18 protein-coding genes are annotated in these 21,970 nt (G+C 70.0%); 5 read left to right on the top strand and 13 right to left on the bottom strand.

All coding sequences use genetic code 11. The features are described from left to right. Nucleotides 1–125: 125 nt before the first annotated feature. From LR394_RS25105 to LR394_RS25095, 3 genes are all read right to left on the bottom strand, one after another. Nucleotides 126–1,220, bottom strand: coding sequence for an alkaline phosphatase family protein (locus tag LR394_RS25105; protein WP_231446494.1), 1,095 nt, complete (start codon nucleotides 1,218–1,220; stop codon nucleotides 126–128). Further along, nucleotides 1,220–1,801 carry a DUF5998 family protein gene (locus LR394_RS25100; RefSeq protein WP_231446493.1) on the bottom strand — a complete coding sequence of 194 codons (582 nt, stop codon included), beginning with the start codon at nucleotides 1,799–1,801 and terminating at the stop codon, nucleotides 1,220–1,222. The genes LR394_RS25105 and LR394_RS25100 overlap by 1 nt, the downstream gene beginning before the upstream one ends. A gap of 97 nt (nucleotides 1,802–1,898) precedes the next feature. Beyond that, complete coding sequence (locus LR394_RS25095; RefSeq protein WP_231446492.1) at nucleotides 1,899–4,556, bottom strand: bifunctional acetate--CoA ligase family protein/GNAT family N-acetyltransferase; 2,658 nt, start codon at nucleotides 4,554–4,556, stop codon at nucleotides 1,899–1,901. 112 nt (nucleotides 4,557–4,668) lie between these two features. Between LR394_RS25095 and LR394_RS25090 the strand changes: the two genes are divergently transcribed. Next, nucleotides 4,669–5,301 (top strand): nitroreductase family protein, encoded by a 633-nt coding sequence (locus LR394_RS25090; RefSeq protein ID WP_231446490.1) that lies wholly within the window; start codon nucleotides 4,669–4,671, stop codon nucleotides 5,299–5,301. Between the two features lie 169 nt (nucleotides 5,302–5,470). On the opposite strand, the gene LR394_RS25085 is transcribed toward LR394_RS25090, so the two are convergent. Then, nucleotides 5,471–5,950 (bottom strand): DUF456 domain-containing protein, encoded by a 480-nt coding sequence (locus LR394_RS25085; protein ID WP_231446488.1) that lies wholly within the window; start codon nucleotides 5,948–5,950, stop codon nucleotides 5,471–5,473. 33 nt (nucleotides 5,951–5,983) lie between these two features. Next, nucleotides 5,984–6,211: a DUF7455 domain-containing protein gene (locus tag LR394_RS25080; RefSeq protein ID WP_231446487.1), complete on the bottom strand. Its 228-nt coding sequence runs from the start codon at nucleotides 6,209–6,211 to the stop codon at nucleotides 5,984–5,986. 512 nt (nucleotides 6,212–6,723) lie between these two features. On the opposite strand from LR394_RS25080, the gene LR394_RS25075 reads away from it, so the two are divergent. Next, nucleotides 6,724–8,793, top strand: a complete 2,070-nt coding sequence (locus tag LR394_RS25075) for a DNA gyrase/topoisomerase IV subunit B (protein ID WP_231446732.1) — start codon at nucleotides 6,724–6,726, stop codon at nucleotides 8,791–8,793. Here LR394_RS25075 and LR394_RS25070 read toward each other — a convergent pair. From LR394_RS25070 to LR394_RS42000, 4 genes are read right to left on the bottom strand one after another with little or no spacing between them, the layout of a single operon-like run. Next, the gene (locus tag LR394_RS25070) at nucleotides 8,790–9,461 is read right to left on the bottom strand and encodes a response regulator transcription factor (protein ID WP_231446486.1); all 672 of its coding nucleotides are present in this window, start codon (nucleotides 9,459–9,461) and stop codon (nucleotides 8,790–8,792) included. The two genes, LR394_RS25075 and LR394_RS25070, sit on opposite strands and share 4 nt — an antisense overlap. After that, nucleotides 9,458–10,534 (bottom strand): sensor histidine kinase, encoded by a 1,077-nt coding sequence (locus LR394_RS25065; protein ID WP_231446730.1) that lies wholly within the window; start codon nucleotides 10,532–10,534, stop codon nucleotides 9,458–9,460. The genes LR394_RS25070 and LR394_RS25065 overlap by 4 nt, the downstream gene beginning before the upstream one ends. Nucleotides 10,535–10,551: 17 nt before the next feature. Then, nucleotides 10,552–11,322 (bottom strand): ABC transporter permease, encoded by a 771-nt coding sequence (locus tag LR394_RS25060; RefSeq protein ID WP_231446485.1) that lies wholly within the window; start codon nucleotides 11,320–11,322, stop codon nucleotides 10,552–10,554. Next, complete coding sequence (locus LR394_RS42000) at nucleotides 11,319–12,224, bottom strand: ABC transporter ATP-binding protein (RefSeq protein ID WP_269329735.1); 906 nt, start codon at nucleotides 12,222–12,224, stop codon at nucleotides 11,319–11,321. Before LR394_RS42000 ends, LR394_RS25060 begins: the two co-directional genes overlap by 4 nt. A 246-nt stretch (nucleotides 12,225–12,470) precedes the next feature. Here LR394_RS42000 and LR394_RS25050 point away from each other — a divergent pair, with 246 nt between their 5' ends. Next, nucleotides 12,471–13,127 (top strand): GGDEF domain-containing protein, encoded by a 657-nt coding sequence (locus LR394_RS25050; protein WP_231446484.1) that lies wholly within the window; start codon nucleotides 12,471–12,473, stop codon nucleotides 13,125–13,127. A gap of 58 nt (nucleotides 13,128–13,185) precedes the next feature. On the opposite strand, the gene LR394_RS25045 is transcribed toward LR394_RS25050, so the two are convergent. After that, a complete protein-coding gene (locus LR394_RS25045) occupies nucleotides 13,186–13,713 on the bottom strand; it encodes a CGNR zinc finger domain-containing protein (protein ID WP_231446483.1) in 528 nt (175 codons plus the stop codon). 76 nt (nucleotides 13,714–13,789) lie between these two features. Here LR394_RS25045 and LR394_RS25040 point away from each other — a divergent pair, with 76 nt between their 5' ends. Next, the gene (locus LR394_RS25040) at nucleotides 13,790–14,632 is read left to right on the top strand and encodes a class I SAM-dependent methyltransferase (protein WP_231446482.1); all 843 of its coding nucleotides are present in this window, start codon (nucleotides 13,790–13,792) and stop codon (nucleotides 14,630–14,632) included. 70 nt (nucleotides 14,633–14,702) lie between these two features. On the opposite strand, the gene LR394_RS25035 is transcribed toward LR394_RS25040, so the two are convergent. Both LR394_RS25035 and LR394_RS25030 read right to left on the bottom strand, forming a co-directional pair. After that, complete coding sequence (locus tag LR394_RS25035) at nucleotides 14,703–17,246, bottom strand: DNA gyrase/topoisomerase IV subunit A (RefSeq protein WP_231446481.1); 2,544 nt, start codon at nucleotides 17,244–17,246, stop codon at nucleotides 14,703–14,705. A gap of 62 nt (nucleotides 17,247–17,308) precedes the next feature. Further along, nucleotides 17,309–18,220 carry a LysR substrate-binding domain-containing protein gene (locus LR394_RS25030; protein ID WP_231446479.1) on the bottom strand — a complete coding sequence of 304 codons (912 nt, stop codon included), beginning with the start codon at nucleotides 18,218–18,220 and terminating at the stop codon, nucleotides 17,309–17,311. Nucleotides 18,221–18,351: 131 nt separating this feature from the next. Here LR394_RS25030 and LR394_RS25025 point away from each other — a divergent pair, with 131 nt between their 5' ends. Beyond that, complete coding sequence (locus LR394_RS25025) at nucleotides 18,352–19,572, top strand: MFS transporter (RefSeq protein ID WP_231446477.1); 1,221 nt, start codon at nucleotides 18,352–18,354, stop codon at nucleotides 19,570–19,572. 533 nt (nucleotides 19,573–20,105) lie between these two features. On the opposite strand, the gene LR394_RS25020 is transcribed toward LR394_RS25025, so the two are convergent. Beyond that, nucleotides 20,106–21,758, bottom strand: a complete 1,653-nt coding sequence (locus LR394_RS25020; protein WP_331283101.1) for an RNA polymerase sigma factor — start codon at nucleotides 21,756–21,758, stop codon at nucleotides 20,106–20,108. Nucleotides 21,759–21,970 lie beyond the last annotated feature (212 nt).

The following is a 21,970-nucleotide window of genomic DNA, read 5'->3' as shown; positions in this document are numbered from 1 at the left end:
AACAACCGATGGGGGACGTGGTGCGTCAGGCGCGCACCACGTCCCCCGTTGGTTTGTGGTGACCTAGAACCGAACTGGAGACGTTGTGCGCCAGACGCGCACGGACGTCCCCCATTGGTCGGTAGTCAGGTCTGTGAGACCAGGAGCGGGATCTCGGTCTCCACGCTGGTCCGCGAACCGTGTAACCCGAGCAGCCGTAGAACCTGCGGGCGAGCGGTCCGGGAGTCGACCACCGCTACCTCGGTGATCGCCGCGGTGAGTACATCGCCGATCCGGGGTAGGACGTGCGGCTCGACCGGGCCGAACCACCCCTCGTCCACGGCCTGTTCGCGGGTGACCACGGTCATGTCCTGCCCCACCCGGGCGTGCCAGGCGGCGGCCACGTCGTCGGCCGCGCCGGCTTCGCAGTACAGCTGCAGCGAGCGCGGTTCCCCGCCCAGATGCCTTACCCCGGTGAGTAGTTCGGGCTCGTCGGCGATGTCCAGCCGGTTCTCGAAGGGCACGTCGACCATGCCGTGGTCGGCGGTGATCACCAGCATGGAGTCGGCGGGCAGACCGGCGGCGAGGGCCTGGGCGGCGGCGTCCACCCTCTCCAGCTCGGCGGTCCAGCGCCAGGAACGGCAGCCCTGCTCGTGGCCGATCTTGTCCAGGTCGCCCCAGTACAGGTAGATCAGCGCGCCCTGGCCCTTGGCCCGGCGGGCGGCGGTGATCGCCACCTCGACCCGTTCGTCCAGCGACTGGGCGGCCACGAACCGGCCCCCGCGCTGCACCGCCTCGGTCAGGCCGGAACCGTCGAAGTAGCCCGGGCCGATCCGGACCACTTCCCGGCCGGCCGCCACCACCTGCTCGAACACGGTGGGGGCGGGCTGCCAGGCGCGCGGGTCGACCGCCGGGTCCCACATCAGCTCGTTGAACAGCTGGTCGCGGTCCGGGTCGAGGACGTCGAGGGCGACCAGGCCGTGCGCGCCGGGCGGCAGACCGGTGCCGAGCATGCCCAGGCTGGTGGCCGTGGTGCTGGGGAAGCCCGAGCTCAGCCGGGTGGAGTGCGGGTTCTGGCGCAGCCGGCGCAGGAACGGTGCGTGGCCGGAGCTGGCTTTGAGCAGCTGATCGCCCAGGCCGTCCACCAGCATCACCACGACCGTGCGGGCCTTGGGCAGCGGACCGCGTTTCTTGTCCAGGGAGAGGGCGACCGAGGGCAGGACGTCGGCGAGGGTGCGCATCAGGCGCGGGCGGTGGCGGCCGACAGGGCCCGGGCGAACCCGGCAGCCTTGCGGACCGCGGGCTCCCCCTCGGCCTCGGCCGAGAGCCGGACCGTGATGTCGTCGGAGGCCAGGGTGCCGGTGTAACCGTGGTCGGCCTCGCAGTCCGGGTCGGCGCAGGAGGCGGGCTCCAGGTCGACGCGGGTCAGCGAGCCCCAGCCGATGGTCAGGCTGAGCTCCCGCGGGACCGCTCCGCCCCGGTGCTGCTCGGGCGAGGTGACGGCGTGTGAGAGCACCACCGAGGTGACCTTGCTCAACGGCACCGCCTCGGTCGAGGCCGAGGCGTAGGGCTCGGGGCTGAGCGCGTCCGGGTCGTGGTCGTCGGCGTGCGCCACCACCAGCCGGGTCGACGTCAGCGAGAGCACCGTGACGTGCCGGCGCACCTCCACCCGGTCGAACGTGGTCTCCTGCTGCACCAGGTACGACAGCACCTCTTCGCCGGCGATCGCCACGTCCAGGGCGTCCAGCACCAGTGCCGGGTAGAAACCGGCCCGCTCCACCTCGGCCACCAACTCGTCGGGCAGGCCGCTCGTCTGGCTCACGGCGGCGTCCGTCCCGGGTCCTTCACGCATTGCCCCATCTTGTCACTCCGCCCAGATCCCGGCGCAGACACGCCCTAGGCACCCGGCCCGGCCGGGCTCAGCTGGGCAGTTCGCGGCGCACCGAGTCGGCCCGCTCGATCGGCCGGGCCACCCGGATCTGGGCGTCCAGCACGGCCAGCCCGGTCTCGGCCACCACCACCGGGTTCAGCTCCAGCTCGGCCACCTCGGGCAGCTCGTCGGCCAGCACGGCCAGCCGCCCGAGCACGTCCTCCAGCGCAGGCACGTCCACCGGGGCGGCGCCCTTGTGACCGAACAGTTTGGGGGCGGCCTTCACCGAGCGCACCAGGTCGGAGATGTCCACGTCGGTCAGCGGCGGGATCCGGTGCGCCACATCACCCAGCAGGCCCACCGCGTCGCCGCCCAGGCCGAACGAGACCACCGGCCCGAAGAGCGGGTCCTCCACCGTCCGCAGCACGCAGGCCACGCCCGGCTCGGCCATCCGCTGCACGACCAGCTGGTCGGTGCCCAGCGTCCCGCTCATCTGGGCGAAGTCGACGCGCAGCTCGTCCTCGTCGTCGATGTTCAGCCGGACTCCCCCGAGGTCGACCCGGTGCCTCAGGTGCGGCGCGGTGGTCTTCAGCACCACCGGGTAGCCCATCTCCTGCGCAGCCTGCACGGCCGCGTCGGCGGTGCTGACCGAGGTACGCGGCCATAGCTTGATGCCGAAGGCCGCGAGCAAACGGGAGGCCGCCTCGGGCTCCAGGAAGGCGCTGTCTTCCCAGGGAGAGGCGGCGAGTGCCTCGGCGATCACCTTGCGGGCAGCGTCCAGATCCACGCCGGAGGGCTCGAACCGCTCCCCCGGGTCACGCCGCCGCCAGCGGGCGTACCACTCGGCTTTGGCCAGTGCCCTTACGGCTTCTTCCGGCGTGGGGTAGGAGGGGATGTTGGAGAGCGCGCTGTTGATCCCGTGCACGCCGACGAAGCAGGCAACCACCGGGATGTCCGGGGACTGGGCCGACACCTCGGACAGCGCCCGGGCCACCTGCCCGGCTTCGGTGGCGATGGGCGGGATGAACGCGGCCGCCACCGCGTGCACCTCGTCGGCCGCGAACGCCTCGGTCAGCGCCGCGCGGAACTGCCCGGCGTCGGCCTGCGGGTGCAGCGCGACCGGCTTGTGCACGACCACCAGGCCCGCGGCCACGCAGGCGTCCGCGATCAGGGTGCTCAGCGCGTCGCTGTTGCCGACGATGGCCACGTTCGGCCCGGCCGGCATCGGCTGGTGCATGACTACCTGGGCCACGTCCAGCATCTCGGCCACGGTCTGCACCCGGATGCACCCGGACTGCCGCAGCATCGCGTCGAAGGCCTCGCGCGGCGCGGTCGATGCCCGCACCGAATGACCGGGCGGCACACCGAAACTCGACAGGCCGGACTTCAGCACGATCACCGGTTTGGACCGGGCCAGCCGCCGGGCGATCCGCGAGAACTTGCGCGGGTTACCGAAACTCTCCAGGTACAGGCCTACTGCGTCGGTGCTGGCGTCCTCTTCCCAGAACTGCATGCAGTCGTTGCCCGAGACGTCCGCCCGGTTGCCCGCGGACAGGAAGGTGGACACCCCCAGACCGCGCCGCTCGACCGCGTCCAGCACCGCCACCGCCAGCCCGCCGGACTGCGAGAACAGACCCAGACGGCCTTCTTTCGGAAGGTCCGGGATCAGCGACATGTTCAGCCGGACGGCCTCGCCGGCGTTGATCAGACCCCAGGAGTTCGGCCCGACCACCCGCATCCCGTGCGAGCGGGCCAGCCGGACCAGTTCCCGCTGGCGGGCCAGGCCCTCGGCGCCGGTCTCGGCGAAACCGGTTGAGACCACCACCATTCCGCGCACGCCGTGCTCGGCGCACTCGCGCACCACGTCCAGCACCCCTTCGGCCGGGATCGCGACCAGGGCCAGGTCGACCGTGCCCTCGATGTCGGCCAGGCTGCGCACGGTGGGCCGGCCGAGCAGCTGGTCGGCCTCGTGGTGGACGATGTGCAGCTCACCGGTGAATCCGCCGGCGATCAGGTTGGCCAGCAGCTTGTGCCCGACCGTGGCCGAGCGCCGGCTCGCCCCGATCAGGGCCACCGAGCGCGGGCTGAGCACCCGTTCCATGCTGCGTGCTTCGGCCCGGTGCTCGCGCGACTCCATCACCGCCCGGGACTTCTCGGTCGGGTCGATGGTGAACCGGACCTCGATCACCCCGTCGTCGAACCGGCTGGTGAGCTCGTACCCGGCCTCACGGAACACGGTGAGCATCTTGCGGTTGCGGGGCAGCACGTCGGCCACGAACCGGCGGATCCCGTTCTCCCGGGCAGCCGCGGCCAGGTGCTCCAGCAGCACGGAGCTGATCCCCCGGCCCTGATGCGCGTCGCTGATGTTGAACGCCACCTCGGCTGCGTCGGAACCGCGGTCCAGGCGGTCGTAACGGCCTACCCCCACGATGTCCTCGCCCAGGATCGCCAGCAGCGCGGCCCGGTCCCGATGGTCGACGTTGGTGAAGTGATGCAGGTCGCGCGGCGACAAACGGGGCATCGGCGCGAAGAACCGCAGGTAGGTGGAGTCCGGAGACTGGTGCATGTGGAAGCGCTGGAGCGCATCCGCGTCCTCGGCGGTGATCGGCCGTAGGTGCGCGGTGGCACCGTCGCGCAGTACGACGTCCGCCTCCCAGTGCTGGGGGTAGCCCGGTCGCGCCGGCGGGTCGTTCATCACCTGGCCCACGTTCACCAGGCTACGCATCAACCGGTGGCACGCGCGTCGGGCCTTCTGTCCTTTTGCTCACGCGGTTCATTCCCCCGGCGCCGCCACGGGCGTTCCGTGAAAGTCTCCGACCATGGAATTCGAGGATGTCGTCCGCGCCCGCCGGATGGTGCGCACCTACGACCCGAACCGCCCAGTCCCCCGCGACATCCTGGTCAAGCTCCTCGATCTCGCCGTCCGGGCCCCGAGCGCAGGCTTCAGCCAGGGCTGGGACTTCGTGGTGCTCAGCTCCCCCGAGCAGGTAGGCAGGTTCTGGACCGCGACGGCCGAGCCCGACAAGGAGCCGGACCGCTGGCTGCGGGGCATGCAGACCGCCCCGGCGCTGATCGTCTGCCTGTCCAACCGCGACGCCTACCTAGACCGCTACGCCGAACCGGACAAGGGTTGGACCGACCGCGACGAATCCCGCTGGCCGGTGCCGTATTGGGACGTGGACACCGGCATGGCCTCGCTCATCGTTCTGCTCGCGGCGGTGGATTCGGGGCTCGCCGGCTGCTTCTTCGGCGTACCCCCAACCAGAACGACGGACGTCCGCCAAGCCTTGGGCATCCCGGAGGACCGCCGCCTCGTCGGAGTAATCAGCCTGGGTTATCCCCCGGCCGACGGCGCCGACCGTAAGTCGCCCTCGCTGCGACGCGGCCGCAGACCAATGGGGGACGTCTGCCACGACGGATCTTTCGGCTCGCCTTGGCGGCGGGAGGAGTAGGGCCTGTCCTGTGGATCAGGGCCGTAGCGAGGAGGTGCCCGGGGCGCTGGCTGGGCGTGGCCGGTGGGGCCCCTCGCAATGGTTTTGCGTGGGGCCACGCCGGACGCGGTCAGACGGCGTCCCGGGTGCCCCGCAGTAGGCAAAGATCCACAGGACAGGCCCTAGCTGCTCAGACCAGGATGAGCCCGGCGATCCAGACGGCGGTGGCGATCAGCCCGGCGGCCAGTTCGATCAGGATGGACAGGCCGACGGCCCGGACCGCGGCCAGGGTGGAGGGCCAGGCGGACGAGTGATTTCCCAGCCGGGTCAGCTCGGCCAGATAGATGCCGAGGACGAAGCCGATCAGCAGGCCGATCACCGGGATCAGGAAAAACCCGATGACTCCCAGTAGCGCCCCGAAGGCCAGCGTGATCCACGGCACACCGCCCTCGCGCAGCCGCTTTCCGGGCAGCGTGTACTTCACGATCGTGCCGAGCACCAGCACCGCGGCCGCGACGCCGAACACCGTCCAGCCCGCGGCCGAGGACTCGGCCACCGCCCAGATCCCGATCCCGGCGGCGACCAGGACCAGACCGGGCAGGACCGGAACGATCACGCCGGTCAGGCCGACAAGGATGAGCGCCGCGGTCAGCAGGGCCACGGCGCTCATCTCAGGTCAGGTCAGTAGTGGGCAGAAATCGGTTCAGCGTTCGCCCTCGGGGGCGGTGCTGGGCGTGGTGGTAAGGCTCTGCGACTCGTCCTGGATCGAGGCCGAGGCCGCGGTCAGCGCTTCCTTGTGCGCGTGGCCGTGGTGTCCGCAGAACAGCAGCTCGCCGCCGCCGGGCAGGGTGACCCGCACGTAAGCACGAGCACCGCAACGGTCGCACCGGTCGGTCGCGGTCAGCGTTTCTTGAGCAATGGCAGCACCCACTGGTGACCTCCTTGAACATCCCGTCGTACCAGACGGACCCTGACGGGATTGGACATCGGTGACACTGAGAGAACAGTCAACCAGGCTTCGGGCTTCCCCGGGACGTCAGACGGCCCCGTTCGCTGTCCGCGTAGTCACAGCGAAACCACTGGACGCACTTCTGTGATCACACAGAGCTACCGAGAACACCCTCCGGAGCACCCCCGAGAGACCCTCGGCACGCTGCGGATCCCGGCGCGTTGGGAACCACGCCCCCAGCCATCCGGGTAATCTGCCCGCAAGCGGGCCGAAAAGACGCCGTCCCGGACTCCCCCGCGTCCGGGATATATTCGAACGCGCGTTCGACCCGCACCACAGACCTGATGTCGCACCACCCGATCAGCAAGGAGCCGCCCGTGGCCGTGCAACCCAGCGAGACGGCCCGGTCCCGCGCCGCCAGCAACGGCAAGCGACCGGCTACCGCGGGCGCACGCAAGTCCGGCGGGTCCGACTACACCGCTCGCCACCTCTCGGTGCTGGAAGGCCTGGAGGCCGTCCGCAAACGTCCCGGCATGTACATCGGCTCGACCGACTCGCGCGGCCTGATGCACTGCCTGTGGGAGATCATCGACAACGCGGTCGACGAGGCGCTGGCCGGGCACTGCCAGCACATCCGCGTGGTGCTTCACGCCGACGGCTCGGTCGAGGTGCACGACGACGGCCGGGGCATCCCGGTCGACGTGGAGCCCAAGACCGGCCTGACCGGCGTCGAGGTGGTCTTCACCAAACTGCACGCCGGCGGCAAGTTCGGCGGCGGTTCGTACAACGCCTCCGGTGGTCTGCACGGCGTCGGCGCCAGCGTGGTCAACGCGCTCTCCTCCCGGCTCGACGTCCAGGTCGACCGCGGTGGCCAGGTCCACGCGATGAGCTTCCGCCGCGGTGAGCCCGGCCTGTTCGACGGCCTGGACCCGGAGGCCGAGTTCACCCCCTTCGTGGACAACTCGGCCCTGCAGATCGTCGGCAAGGTCAAGCGCGGGGTCACCGGCTCGCGGATCCGCTACTGGGCCGACCGGCAGATCTTCATCAAGGACGCCACCTTCTCCTACGACGAGCTGGTCACCCGGGCCCGCCAGACCACCTACCTGGTCCCGGGTCTGGAGATCGTGCTGCGCGACGAGCGCGGCCTGCCCGGCACCCCCGGCGCCGACGGCCCGGTCGAGGAGAAGTTCCTGCACGAGGGCGGGATCGGCGAGTTCGTCGAGTTCCTGTCCACCGACACCGCGGTCACCGACGTCTGGCGGCTGGAGGGCACCGGCCACTTCAAGGAGAACGTGCCGGTCCTGGACGGCCGCGGCCAGATGGTGCACACCGAGGTGGAGCGCGAGTGCTTCGTCGACGTGGCGATGCGCTGGGGCACCGGGTACGACACCGAGCTGCGCTCTTTCGTGAACATCATCGCCACGCCCAAGGGCGGCACCCACGTCGCCGGGTACGAGCAGGCGATGCTGAAGACGCTGCGCAACCAGATCGCCGACCCGGCGAACAAGCGCAAGCTCAAGTTCAACGAGAAGAACGACAAGATCGAGAAGGACGACGTGCTCGAGGGCCTGACCGCCGTCGTCACCGTCCGGCTGGCCGAGCCGCAGTTCGAGGGCCAGACCAAGGAGATCCTGGGCACCAACGCGGTGCGCGGCATCGTCTCCCGGGTGATCGAGCGCGAGCTCACGGCCAAGCTGACCAGCGCCGCCCGGGCCGAGAAGGCCCAGGCCACCCTGGTGCTCGAGAAGGTCGTGGGGGCGATGCGGACGCGGGTCACCGCCCGCCAGACCCGGGAGACCCAGCGCCGCAAGAACGCGCTGGAGACCTCGTCGCTGCCGACCAAGCTGAAGGACTGCCGCAGCGAGGACGTGGACCGCTCGGAACTGTTCATCGTGGAGGGCGACTCGGCCCTGGGCACGGCGAACTTCGCGCGCAACAGCGAGTTCCAGGCGCTGCTGCCGATCCGGGGCAAGATCCTGAACGTCCAGAAGGCCTCGATCTCGGACATGCTGAAGAACGCCGAGTGCGGGGCGATCATCCAGGTGATCGGGGCCGGCTCGGGCCGCACCTTCGAGCTGCCGGCCGCGCGCTACGGCAAGATCATCCTGATGACCGACGCCGACGTGGACGGCGCGCACATCCGGACCCTGCTGCTGACGCTGTTCTTCCGCTACATGCGCCCGCTGGTCGAGGCCGGGCGGGTGTACGCGGCGGTGCCGCCGCTGCACCGGGTCGAGGTGATCGGCTCCGGCCGGCAGAAGAACGAGATGGTCTACACCTACTCCGAGCAGGAGCTGACGAAGCTCCTGGCCGACCTGAAGAAGCGCGGTCGCAGCTGGAAGGAGAACATCCAGCGGTACAAGGGGCTGGGTGAGATGGACGCCGACCAGCTGGCCGAGACCACGATGGACCCGCGCCGGCGCACGCTGCGCCGGGTCCGGATGCAGGACGCGGCCGCCGCCGAGAAGGTGTTCGACCTGCTGATGGGCAACGACGTGGCCCCGCGCAAGGACTTCATCGTCGAGGGCGCCGCCCGCCTGGACCGCGAGCGGATCGACGCCTAGGCCCAACGATCGCGGCCTGGTGACGGTTTCACCAGGCCGTGGTCGAAGGCCAGCACCACCGCACCGGCCCGGTCGCGCACGCCCAGCTTTGAGAACACCCGGCTGACGTGGCTTTTCACCGTGCCTTCGCCGAGGACCAGCCGGGCCGCGATCTCGGCGTTGGTCAGCCCTTCGCCGATCAGGGCCAGGACCTCACGCTCGCGCGGGGTGAGCACATCCAGCGCCGGTCCAGCTTCCGGGCTCGGCGCGCCGTCCCGGTAGGCACTGAGCACCCGCCCGGTCACCGCCGGGTCCAGCCAGGAACCGCCTTCGGCAACGGTTTTCACCGCTCGCTGCAGATCCGCGGCCGGAACCCCCTTGAGCAGGAATCCGGCTGCCCCCGCGCGCAACGCCCCGGCCAGCACCTCGTCGTCCTCGAACGTGGTCAGCACCAGCACCGGCGGCCCTTCCGCGGCCCGCACCCGCCGAGTTGCCTCTACCCCGCTCACGCCCGGCATCCGGATGTCCATGACCACAACGTCCGGTGCGTGTTCGGCCACCGCGGAGACCACCGACGTCCCATCGCCCAGTTCTGCGACGATGTCAAAGCCGAAGCGGGGTCGCAGGATTCCGCGTAGCCCGGCCCGGATCAGTTCCTGGTCGTCGACCAGCAGCACCCGGATGCTCATCGGGGCAGCACCGCCTCGACCCGCCAGCCATCCTGGTGAGGGCCGGCGCTCAAGGCTCCACCGACCGCTTCCGCACGCTCACGCATCCCAGTCAGCCCAGAACCACTACGAATTGGGGACGAGGGACGCGCCGGGGTACCGACCACCAGTTGGGTACTGATTGCGTTCTGGGTCAGCTCGACAGTCACCGGTGCTCCGGGTGCGTGGCGGGTGGCATTGGTCAGGGCCTCCTGGAGGATCCGGTAGATGGTGAGCCCTTGAGTGGCGGTGAGCTCACCGAGTTCGTTGCGCAGGCTGATCTCGCTGCCGGCCCGGCGGAAGGACTCGATCAGCTCGGGCACATCGGCGAGACCGGGCAACGGCGTCTGAATGCTCTGCCCCTTCAGCAGGCCGACCGCCGCCCGCACCTCCGCCAGCCCGGCCTGGGTCAGCCGCTCGGCCTCGGCCAGCGACTTCTCGGCCTCCGCGGGATCCTCTTCCAGTGCCAGCCGGGCGCTGCTGATGTGCAGCGTGGAAACTGTTAGGGCGTGGCCGATCACGTCGTGCATCTCACGGGCGATCCGGGCCCGTTCCTCGGCGGCGGTGCGGACGACCAGCTCGGCCTGGGTCTGCTTCAGCTGCTGCATCAGCTGGTCCTGACGCCGGGACTGCACGCAGGCGTACGAGGTGAACAGCGTGCCCGCGATCCAGGCGGCCCAGCCGGTGTCGGGCACCAGCAGCCACTGCCCGCCGAGGATCAGGCAGAGCACCCCGGCCAGGCCGAACGCCACTCGCTCGGGCAGCGCGTAGGCGGCCCAGCCGGCCAGGATGCACATCGAGAACCAGCTGAAGGTGGCCGAGCCGCCGTAACCGATCACCGCCGAGGCAGCAGCGATCAGCAACAGCCCGGCCAGCAGGTTCCGGCCCGAGGTGCGGTTACGGGCCAGGGCGACCGCGATCGCCGCAGTCACACCGACCGCGGCGATCCGGGCCCACGTCGGTGTCGGGCCGAACGGGAACACCGTCCCGGCCAGCGCGAACACCGTGACCGAGATCGACGCGACCCATCGAGGGGATCGCTCGATCACGGTCATGGCCACAGGCCTCAGTGTCACAGAGCGGTCCGGCGCACGGCCAACACCGAGGCGATGACGGCCAGCACACTCACCGCCAGCAGGGCTCCGGTCTCGTTGCCCAGGCCCAGCCACGGCCCGCGCATGGCGTCGGTGACCAGGGTCAGCGGCAGCACCTCGGCCACCGAACTCAGGGAGTCACTCATCGCGGCCGGGGGCGGGCCTCCCCCACCGAGCAGGAACGACGGGAAGTACAGCACCATGCCGACCGCCTGGGCAGCCCGGGCACTGGGCAGGAGCGTCCCGAGCAGCACGCCCAGCGCCACGAAGAACAGGGAGCCGGCCAGGGTGGCAGCGAGCACGCGGACCGGGTCCTCGACGGCGGGTACGCCGTAGACCGGTGCGGCCACGGCCAGCAGCAGGACGGACGAGACGGCGATGGCCAGGAGCCCGACCGCGATCTCGGCCACGGCGAACGACCAGCGGGGGAAGCCGGAGGCGGTCAGCCGACGGAGCACGCCGCGCTCGCGGTAGGAGGCGATGTGCACCGGCAGCATCACCAGGCCGGTGGCGCCGATCACCACGGTGACGTACGACGCTACGTACCAGTGCGCAGGATTCACCGGGAACGCCGCGTCCGGGGTGGTCCCGAACGATCCACCGATCACCAGCATGGTGACGATCGGGAAGACCAGGACGAAGGTCAGGGTCATCGGCTCGCGGCTCAGCATCCGCAGTTCCGAGACCAGCAGCCGTCGCGCGGCCGAAGGATGCCGGGTGACGGGCGCGGCAGCGGTGTTCGCGGTCATGACGTCTCCAGAAGGGTCAGCAGAGCGGTTTCCAGGTCGGGGATCTCCACCCGCAGGTCGGCGGGGATCTCGCCATTGGCCAGCAGCCAGGCGCCGGTGTGGGCGATCACGGCCCGGCCCCCGGTCACCGCCACCTGATTGCCCTGCCGCGAAACGTCCTGCACCCCGGGCAGACTGCTGAGTTCCTGAGTTCTCGGTGAGGGCAAGCTGAACCGGACCGTAGCCCAGCCACCGTGCCGCGCCACCAGATCGGCCGGCGTGCCCTGGTCCAGCACCCGCCCGGCGCGCATCGCCACCACCCGGTCGCACAACGCCTCGGCCTCGTCCAGTTCGTGCGTCACCAGGAGCACGGTGGTGCCCTCGTCCCGCAGCCGGGCCACCGCCGACCAGACCTCGCGGCGGGCCGCCGGGTCCAGCCCCTGCGTCAGCTCGTCGAGAATGACCAGCCGGGGCCGGTTCAGCAGAGCGAGCACCAGGAACAGGCGCTGCCGCTCTCCCCCGCTCATCCCGCCGAACGCGTAGCCGCGCCGATGCGCCAGGCCGAAGCGCTCCAGCAGGTCGTCGGCATCGGCGGCGTCCGGTCCGGCGAACAGGGCTACCGCCTCGTGTACTCGCATCCGGTCCGGCAGCGCCGAGTTCTGCAGTTGGCTGCCCACCTGCTGGCGCAACCGGTCGGCGTCGCGAAGGGGATCCAGCCCGAGTACCCGGATCGTGCCGCCGTCAGGCCTGCGCAACCCCTGCAGGCATTCGACGGTGGTGGTCTTGCCCGCACCGTTGGCGCCGATCAGCCCCAGCACCTCACCGGCCCGGACATCGAGATCCACCCCGTCGACCACCGTGCGCCCGCCGTAGGCTTTCTGCAGCCCCCGGACGCTCACCACCTGGTCTCTGTCGATGTTCATGGCGAAGACTCTGCCGGGCCTGCCCTGCGCAGACATCGCCCCACAGGCAGAACCTCGCCTCTACCCCAGGGCAGAGATCGCCGCGCGTATTCACCCTCCAGGCTCAAGCCCGCTCCGGAGCCGACCGAAGTCTGTGCCATGAAGCGCCCGAGGTTTTCATCAGTCGCTTCCTCCAACCGGGGGAAGCCTTCGCCCGCATTCCACCTGCCCGGTCGCCAGGATCTGGCGAACCTTCACCTGCCGTCGTTGTCGTCGCTGCCGACGCTGCACCTGCCCACCCGGTCCAAGTCGCACACCAAGCGGAACCTGCTGATCGGCGCGGGGATCGCACTGGCGCTGGCCGCCGCGGGGGCGGCCTACGCCTCCCGGGAACGGATCAAGGCGCTCTTCGACAAGCGCACTCCGGAGAACTCCGAGCGGGGCCTGGACACGCTGACCGGTCTGCCGAACCGGGCCGAGGCCCAGTGGTGGCTGAACACCCGGCTGGCCCGGGCCCGCAACCGTAACCACCGGCTGGCCGTGATGATCCTGGACATCAACGGTTTCGCGGACCTCAACGAGATCCACGGCCGTGAGGTCGGCGACCACGTGCTGCAGGTGACCGCGGCCCGGATGCAGTCGCAGTTGCGCACCGGCGACATGGTCTGCCGGATCGCCAACGACACGTTCATGGTGATCATGGACGCGATCGGCCCCGACCACCTGATCTCCCGGATCGGCGAGCGGGTGGTGACCACGGTGAGCGAGCCGATCAGTTTCCACGGCGAGCCGGTGACCATCTCGGCCAGCGTCGGTTTCGCGATCTCGCAGGACAAGGACAAGACGCCGGAACTGCTGCTGGACCGCGCCGACCGGGCGCTGGTCCAGGCCAAGGCCTCCAACCGCAACGTGGTCCAGTTCTAGAACCAACCAGGACAGGCCCTGATTGAGGACGTCCCTGCGCTCGGGCCCAGGGACGTCCTCACTCGCTTTTGCTCGCCTTTTTGCGGGCCCGCAGGGCCGCGACGTTCATCCGGGTGCTGCAGCGGGTGGAGCAGAACCGGCGCGAGGAGTTGGCCGAGGTGTCGATGAACGCGTTGCTGCAGCCGGTCGCCGCACAGCGGCCGATCTTGGTGGCGCCGTGGTCGGAGATCAGCATGGCCAGACCGAAAAGCGCCTCGGCACAGACCGTCTCGCTGACCGAAGCGTCCTCGTCATAGACGTGCAGGTGCCAGCTGTTCTCGTCGTGCCCCGAGATCACCGGCCGGATCGGATGCCTGGCCAGCAGCCCGTTGAGCTTGGCCACCGTGGTGGCTCCGTCGCGGGCCGCCGAGGCATCGGCCACTTCGGCCAGCCGGGCCCGGAACTCCTGCAGCAGGCTGACATCCGCGGCCCGGACCGCCTCCACCATCCAGGCCCGGTCGCCGAGATAGGCACGCAGGTCGTCCTCGGTGCCCAGGGGTGCGTTCACCAGGTCGACAGCTCGTTGTGCGTAAGCGGCTGTATCCACTTGTGCAGCTTACAGGGCACGGGCTACCGTAATGATCAGTCGGCCAGACAGACCATTACAGGCGAGGGGATCGGCCATGGGTGAGAGCACCACTACCGGGATCAGCGGCGGCACCGACTGGGAGGCCTGGCAGCAGCAGTGGGATGCGCAACAGGAGGCCTACCTGCCCGACCGGGAGGAGCGGTTCGCCGCCATGCTCGACGCGGTGGAAGCCTCGCTGCTCGCCGACGGGGAGGGCGAGGCCGGGCCCGCCAGCGAACTCACCCCTCGGGTGCTCGACCTGGCTGGGGGTACGGGTTCGATCAGCCGCCGGGTGCTGGACCGTTTCCCCAAGGCCACCACCGTCGTCCTCGACATTGATGCCGCGCTGCTCGCGATCGCCCGGGGCACCTTCGCCAACGACACCCGAGTGCAGGTTGCGGCCGTAGACCTCGGCGCTTCTGATTGGCCGGCCAACCTGACTTCCGCGGTGGGCCCTGCCCCCTTTGACGCAGTGCTTACGGCTACCGCGCTGCATTGGCTCCCCTCCGAGCGTGTGGCCGGGGTCTACGCCGAGGCCCGTACGTTGCTGCGGCCGGGCGGGGTATTCATCAACGCCGACTACATGCCGGACCCGGGACTGTCCTCCCTGACCAACGGTTTCGCTCAGGTGGAGCGGCGCACCCGCCACCAGCGCTGGTCTTCCGGCGTGCTCAGCTGGGAAGCCTGGTGGGATCTGCTGCGCGCCGACCCCGCGCTGTCCGGCCCGACCGCCGAGCGCGACGCCTTCTACGCCGAGCGCCGGGGCGACAACCACACCGAATCGCTGAACACCGCGGCCTGGCACCAGGAAGTCATGCGGGCGGCCGGTTACGCCGAGACCGGTCTGGTCTGGCGGGGGCTGCTCGACGCCGCGGTGGCCGGGCGCACTGCTCACTAGAAGCCCAAACCAGAGACGGTGTGGTCACCTTCGTAGGTGACCACACCGTCTCTAGTTTGGTACTGAAAGGTCAGACCCCAGGCAGCGTCTCGGTGTCAGCTTCGGCTTCGGCCGCGCCTTCTGATTCGGTCTGCCCGAACACCGGCCGCGGACCGCCAATGGCGGCGACCGCCTTCTTCAGGGGAACGCCGGAGCCGTCCCGACGCTGGTCGGGGGCCGGGAGCTCGACCGCTGCCCCGGTCGTACCGGCCGCGTACGCCGGCGAGGGACCCGCCCAGGCCAGCAGCAGCGTGTCCTCACCCTTGACGAACCGGTGGCAGCGCACCCCGCCGGTAGCCCGCCCCTTGGCCGGGTACTCGGCGAACGGGGTGACCTTGCCGGCCCCGGTCTGGGTACCCGGAAGCGCCGACGTGGAGCCGGAAATCGTCACCACGACGTTCCCCCACTCCCCGTCCTTCACGTTCAGGTCCACCGCGCCGAACCAGACCACCTTGGCCCCGGCGGCCAGGTTGATCCCGGCCATACCGCCGGCCGCGCGGCCCTGCGGACGCACCAGCTTGGCGCTGAAGCGCAGCAGCTGGGCCTCGGAGCTGATGAACACCAGATCGGCCTCGTCGGTGGGCAGGTCGACCACGCCGACCACCTCGTCGCCCTCGCGCAGGCCGATCACCTCCCACTCGTCCTTGTTCGCGGGGTACTCGGTGGTGACCCGCTTGACCACGCCGCGCGCGGTACCGAGGGCCAGGCCCGCGGTCTCGGTGTTCAGCGACGTCAGCGCGAGCAGCCGCTCGTTCTTAGCCAGGGTCACGAACTCGGTGGCAGGGGCTCCGCCGGACAACGTGGGGGCGGTGGAGGTCGGGGGTAGCGCGGGCATGTCCACCACCGGCACCCGGATCATCCGGCCGAAGTTGGTGATCGCCGCAACCTCCCCGCGAGTGCTGGTACGCACCGCCGAGACCAGGAGGTCGTGGGCCTGACGCTCCGCCGGGTCGACCGGCACCAAGGGCTCGACGTTGGTGGTGCGGGCCAGCAGACCGGTGGAGGACAGCAGCACCCAGCACGGGGAGTCGGCAACCTCCAGGGGGGTGGCCGAGGCCGACTTCACCGCGACGCCCGAACCCTCCAGAAGCACGGTGCGCCGCGGGGAGCCGTAGGTCTTGGAGACCTGGGCGAGCTCGCCGGAGATCAGCTTCCGCAGCACCTTCTCGTCGGAGAGGATCTTGCTGAGCTCCTCGATGTCCTTCTCGAGCTCGCTCTTCTCCTTCTCCAGCTCGATCTTGGAGAACTTGGTGAGCCGGCGCAACGGCATCTCGAGGATGTAGTCGGTCTGGGTCTGGGTCAGCTCGAAGGCCGCGATCAGCCGCTCGCGGGCCATCGCGGTGTCGTCGCTGGAGCGGATGATCCGGATCACCTCGTCGATGTCGACGATCGCGATCAGCAGGCCGTCGACCAGGTGCAGCCGGTCCTGGCGCTTGGTCCGGCGGAAGCTGGTGCGCCGGCGGACCACGTCGATCCGGTGGTTGACGTAGACGCTGAGCAGCTCCAGCAGGCCCAGGGTGCGCGGCTGGCCGTCGACCAGGGCCACGTTGTTGATCCCGAAGGACTCCTCGAGCGGGGTGAGCCGGTAGAGGTGCTCGAGCACGGCCTCGGGGTTGAAGCCGGTCTTGATCTCGATCACCAGGCGCAGGCCCTGGGCGCGGTCGGACAGGTCGACCACGTCGGAGATCCCCTGCAGCTTCTTGGCCTGCACGAGCTCCTTGATCTTGGCGATCACCTTCTCCGGGCCGATCAGGTACGGCAGCTCGGTGACCACGATGCCCTGCTTGCGGGCGGTGACGTTCTCGATGCTGACGGTGGCCCGGGTCTTGAAGATGCCGCGGCCGGTGGCGTACGCGTCGCGGATGCCCTCCAGGCCGATGATCCGCCCGCCGGTGGGCAGGTCCGGACCGGGGATGAACCGCATCAGGTCCTCGAGCGAGGCGTTCGGGTGGCTCAGCAGGTGCCGCGCGGCCGCCACCACCTCGATCAGGTTGTGCGGGGCCATGTTGGTGGCCATCCCGACCGCGATCCCGCTGGCCCCGTTCACCAGCAGGTTGGGGAACGCCGCGGGCAGCACCTCGGGCTGGGTCAGGCTGTTGTCGTAGTTCGGGACGAAGTCGACCGTGTCCTCGTCCAGGCCGTTGGTCAGCTCGGTGGTCAGCGGGGCGGGCCGGGCCTCGGTGTACCGGGCGGCGGCCGGGCCCTCGTCCAGCGAGCCGAAGTTGCCGTGCCCGTCGATCAGCGGGGCGCGCATGGTGAAGCCCTGGGCCAGCCGGACCAGCGCGTCGTAGATCGCCGAGTCGCCGTGCGGGTGCAGCTTGCCCATCACGTCGCCGACCACGCGCGCGGACTTCACGTGCGGGCGCTCCGGGCGCAGGCCCATGTCCTGCATCGTGTAGACGATGCGCCGCTGCACCGGCTTGAGGCCGTCCCGGGCGTCGGGCAGGGCGCGCGAGTAGATGACGGAGTAGGCGTACTCGAGGAACGCCCCCTGCATCTCCTGCTCGACGTCGATGTCGACGATCCGCTCAGTGAAGTCCTCAGGCGGCGGTGGTGTGGAAGAACGACGGGCCATGCCCGCATTGTCCACCGTCCGGACACCTGTTCGTACCACGGGCGCGCGGGACGTAGTGAGAATTACTCCCTGTTGGCTTGCAGGAACGTCAGGAAGCGGGCCACCGCGGGGCTCAGCTGACCGTGCGTCGGCCAGGCGATACCCACCTGTCGCTCGGCTCCGGGGTTGTTCAGGGGCAGGTAGACCACGCTGGTGCTTTGCGGGTTCGTGCCGGTGCTTTGCGCGCTTGCCGGGGCCGGGACCACGGCGACGCCGAGACCGGCGGCGACCAGGGCGCGGGCGGTGGCGACCTCTCCGGTCTGCACGGCCACCGAGGGGGTGAAGCCGGCCTGACGGCACAGCTGCTCGGTGAGCAGGCGGACCTCGGCGCGCGGCCAGAAGGTGATGAACTGCTCGGCGGCGGCCTGCTTCAGATCGATGGACGAGTGCGCGGCCAGGGCGTGTCCGGCCGGTACGAGCAGGCACAACCGCTGGCGCTCGATCGCCGTCCAGGTGACGTCTTTCCAGTTCGGGTCCGCCCCCGGCCGGGTCCGGCCGGTCAGGGCGAGGTCCACCCGGCCCTCGCGGACCCACTCCACCACGTCGGTGGAGTGGCCCTCCTTGAGCACGAACCGCACTTCGGGCGCCTGCCGCCGGTAGCGGGTGAGCACATCGGGGACGATCGACTCGCCCATGGTGGCCAGGAACCCCAGCCGGATCAGGCCGCGCTCGGGATGGTTCAGCTCGGCGATGCGTTCCTTGGCGGTGTCGATCTCCTGCACCACCAGCTGCGCGTGCCCCACCGCCAGCTCACCGCTGCGGTTCAGCCGCAGCCGGCCGCCGGCCCGGTCGAACAGCGCGGCCCCGAACTCGGCCTCGAGCCGGGCCAAGGCCCGGGAAACGGTCGGCTGGGGTACGCCGAGCTGGTCGGCCGCCTGCGAGACGTGCTGGGTCTCGGCCAGCAGGATCAGCCAGCGCAGGTCACGGTCGTCCATCCCTTGACTATACGTACGGCGCATCAAGTTGAGCCGGTATATGCATTTCACAGATGGACGGCCGGTGCCGCAGCATAGGAGATGTTCGACGAGGAGCCGGTTTTCCCACCGATCTACGGAGGTTGCCGCTCGTGCTCGCGCCCCAGGCCCGCCCGTCCTTTCTCAAAGCCGCTCTCACCGCCGCGGGGATCGCATCGCTGGGCACGCTCCCCTTGCAGTTGCTGAGCAACCAGTCGGTGCTGATCCGCGAGGACCTGCACTTCGGCGAGGCCGCGCAGGGGCTGCTGGTGTCGGCCGCGTTCGGCATCGGGGCGCTGGTGTCGGTGGCGATCACCCGGTTCGGCGAGGTCTACGGCCGGCGTCCGCTCACCCTGCTGGCCGCCGCGTGCACGTTGTCCTGCGCGCTCGGCATCGCGCTGCTGGCCCACCACTACCTGGTGCTGCTGCTGTTCGTGCTGATCGGTGGCGTCGGGCAGGCCGGGCTGACCACGGCCGCAAACTTCAGCCTCTCGGCGACGGTGGCGCCCGGCCGTCAGGGCCTGGGCTTCGGCGTCAAGCAATCTGCTCCCCCGGCCGCCGCGCTCATTGCCGGTCTGGCGGTGCCCGCGGTCGGCCTGGTGCTGGGGTGGCGCTGGACATACCTGTTTCTGGGCCTGGCCGCGGTTGTGCTGCTGATCTCGGCCACCCGAATCCCCCGCGTTCCAGGTACCCCTGCCACCCCGTCCTCCCCCATCGACGATTCCTTGGCGCCGGTACCCGAAACCGCCCCGCGTCCGGCTCTTCTCCTTACGGCCGCCGCCATGCTGACCGCCAACGGATCAGCCATGGCCCTGATCGCTTTCCTGCCCCAGTGGGCTCATCTCTCCGGGATGCCAACCGCTACCGCCGGGCTTTTCGTAGCCGCCTGCAGCGCTCTGGCCATCGCCGGAAGGCTTTTCGTGGGCGCGGCTGCCGATCGCCGCAACGGGCGCAATCTGCCGGTGGTGACCTGGCAGATGGCCGCCGGCGCGGTAGGCCTGGCGCTGCTGGCCCTGGGCAACGTGCCAGTAGTTGTCGCGGGCGGACTCGTAGCTTTCGCTCTGGGCTGGTCCTGGCCCGGCCTGCTGCTCTTCGCCGTGGTCCGCCTGGGCCGCGACCGCCCCAACAGCGCTGCTGCTTACGTCCAGTCCGGAGCCTTCGCCGGCGGTGCCTTGGGGCCCCTGGTGTTCGGCCTGATCGCGGGCTCGGCCGGCTACCAGGCCGCGTGGTTCACCATGGCGGCCGGCATGGCTCTCGGCGCCGGCCTGCTCATGGCCGCCCGCCGCCTCTTCATCGCCGACCTCAAACTCCGCCCCGTCCCCCGCCCCGCCTGAAGTCCACGCTCGCCCCGCCGCTCCCCTTCCCCCGCCTGAATCCGCGCAATGTCGCAGTCCGCGGCCGCTAGGGAGTGTTTTGGAATTCGCTGCCGTAGCGAGGAGGTGCCCGGGGCGTTGGCTGGGCGTGGCCGGTGGGGCCCCTCGTAGCGGTGTTCTACGTGGGGCCACGCCGGACGCGGTCAGACGGCGTCCCGGGTGCCCCGCAGTAGGCATGGAATTTCAAAACACGACCTAGTCGCACTTAGCGGCCGAAAGTTGCAAATACAGCCTCGTTCAGGCGGCAAAACTGCGACTTTGAGCCGCGAACTGCCACTTTCGCTCGCCAGGTGCGACAAACGTCTCCAAGCACCCGCGCCCAGAGTGGACATTCGCGCCCCAGGTGCGCCGAACGCCCCCAAAGCACCCGCACCCAAGGGCAACACTCGCGCCCTAGGTGCGCCGAACGTCCCCAAATTCGCCGGTGCCCCGCCCGCAAACGCAAGCAACCCCCGGTCCGCAGCAGCAGACCAGGGGTTGCGAAGCGTTACCGCTCAGTCCAGGTAGTCGCGCAGCACCTGGGAACGGCTCGGGTGACGCAGCTTCGACATCGTCTTGCTCTCGATCTGCCGGATGCGCTCACGCGTCACCCCGTAGACCTTGCCGATCTCGTCGAGCGTCTTCGGCTGACCGTCGGTCAGGCCGAAGCGCATCGAGACCACGCCGGCCTCCCGCTCGGACAGCGTGTCCAGCACCGAGTGCAGCTGCTCCTGCAGCAGGGTGAACGACACCGCGTCGGCCGGGACGACCGCCTCGGAGTCCTCGATCAGGTCGCCGAACTCGCTGTCGCCGTCCTCACCGAGCGGAGTGTGCAGCGAGATCGGCTCACGGCCGTACTTCTGCACCTCGATGACCTTCTCCGGGGTCATGTCGAGTTCCTTGGCCAGCTCCTCCGGGGTGGGCTCGCGGCCCAGGTCCTGGAGCATCTGGCGCTGCACGCGGGCCAGCTTGTTGATGACCTCGACCATGTGCACCGGGATCCGGATGGTGCGGGCCTGGTCGGCCATGGCCCGGGTGATCGCCTGCCGGATCCACCAGGTGGCGTACGTGGAGAACTTGTAGCCCTTGGTGTAGTCGAACTTCTCGACCGCGCGGATCAGACCCAGGTTGCCCTCCTGGATCAGGTCCAGGAACTGCATGCCGCGACCGGTGTAGCGCTTGGCCAGCGAGACGACCAGCCGCAGGTTGGCCTCGAGCAGGTGGTTCTTGGCCCGGCGGCCGTCCTCCGCGATCCACTGCATCTCGCGGCGGTTCTTCGGCTCCATCTTCTCGCCGGAGTTCAGCCGCTCCTCGGCGAACAGGCCGGCCTCGATCCGCTTGGCGAGCTCGACCTCCTGCTCGGCGTTGAGGAGGGCGACCTTGCCGATCTGCTTCAGGTAGTCCTTGATCGGGTCGGCGGTGGCGCCGGCCGTCATGACCTGCTGGGCCGGAGCGTCGTCGTCGTCGTTGTTCGACAGGACGAACGCGCCTTCCTCCTCCTTGGCCGGGGCGGCGGGCGCACCGGCGGCCGGAGCAGCGGCGCCTTCCTTGGCGGCGGGCGCGGCGGCCTCGTCGCCCTCGTCGTCCGAGTCCTCGGTGTCGGAGTCGTCCGAGTCGGTGTCCTCGACCTCGACCTCGACCTCCTCGAGGTCACCGTCGCCGATCTCGACGTCCTCGATGTCGCCGTCCTCGGTGTCGTCACCGTCGGTGTCGGCGCCGTCCTTGGGCTTGGCGGTCTTCTTGGCCACGGCCTTCTTGACGGTCTTCTTCACCGTCTTCTTGGCCGCGGGCTTGGCCTCGCCTGCCGGGGCGGCGGCCGGCTCACCCTCGGCGGGGGCCGCAGCGGCCGCCGTCGTGGTGGTGGTGACCGGGGCCGGCTTGGGCTTGGCCGGGGTCTTCGCGGTGGCCGCGGTGACCCGGGACGCGGTGGCCGCGACGGCCCGCCGCGAGGTCTTGGCCTCCTGCGGGACCTCGATCACGACGCCCGCGTCGTCGAGAGCGCGGAGGACGGGACGCATGCGCGCCATCGGGACGGCCGCCTCCTCGCAGGCGACGCGCACCGCGGCGGCGTCGACGGAGCCTCGGGTCGAGCCGAGGCGAAGCAGCTCTTGGAGCGCGGGATGACCGAACTCGGGCGGGAGAGGCCGGGGGGACGGAACCGACGACACGGACTACCTTTCGTCGTGAGCCAGCGCACCCGTGAGGGCACGCTGTGCTGTCGAACTGCGGCTTGAAAATTACGTCTGAAGTGAGTGGGCGACCCTGTTACTCAACGCAGGAAGGGCCCCGATGATGCCCAGTTAGCGCCGGTGATGTTGAGAGTCAAGCCCAGTCAACTGTTCATTGTGGCATAACTGCTGGCAGGTTGGCTAAACATGCC

It is taken from the genome of Kineosporia babensis (genome assembly GCF_021129305.1).
Taxonomy (GTDB): Bacteria; Actinomycetota; Actinomycetes; order Actinomycetales; family Kineosporiaceae; genus Kineosporia; species Kineosporia babensis.
Note: the sequence above shows the minus strand (reverse complement) of the source record. Positions and strands in the feature narration are given on the sequence as shown.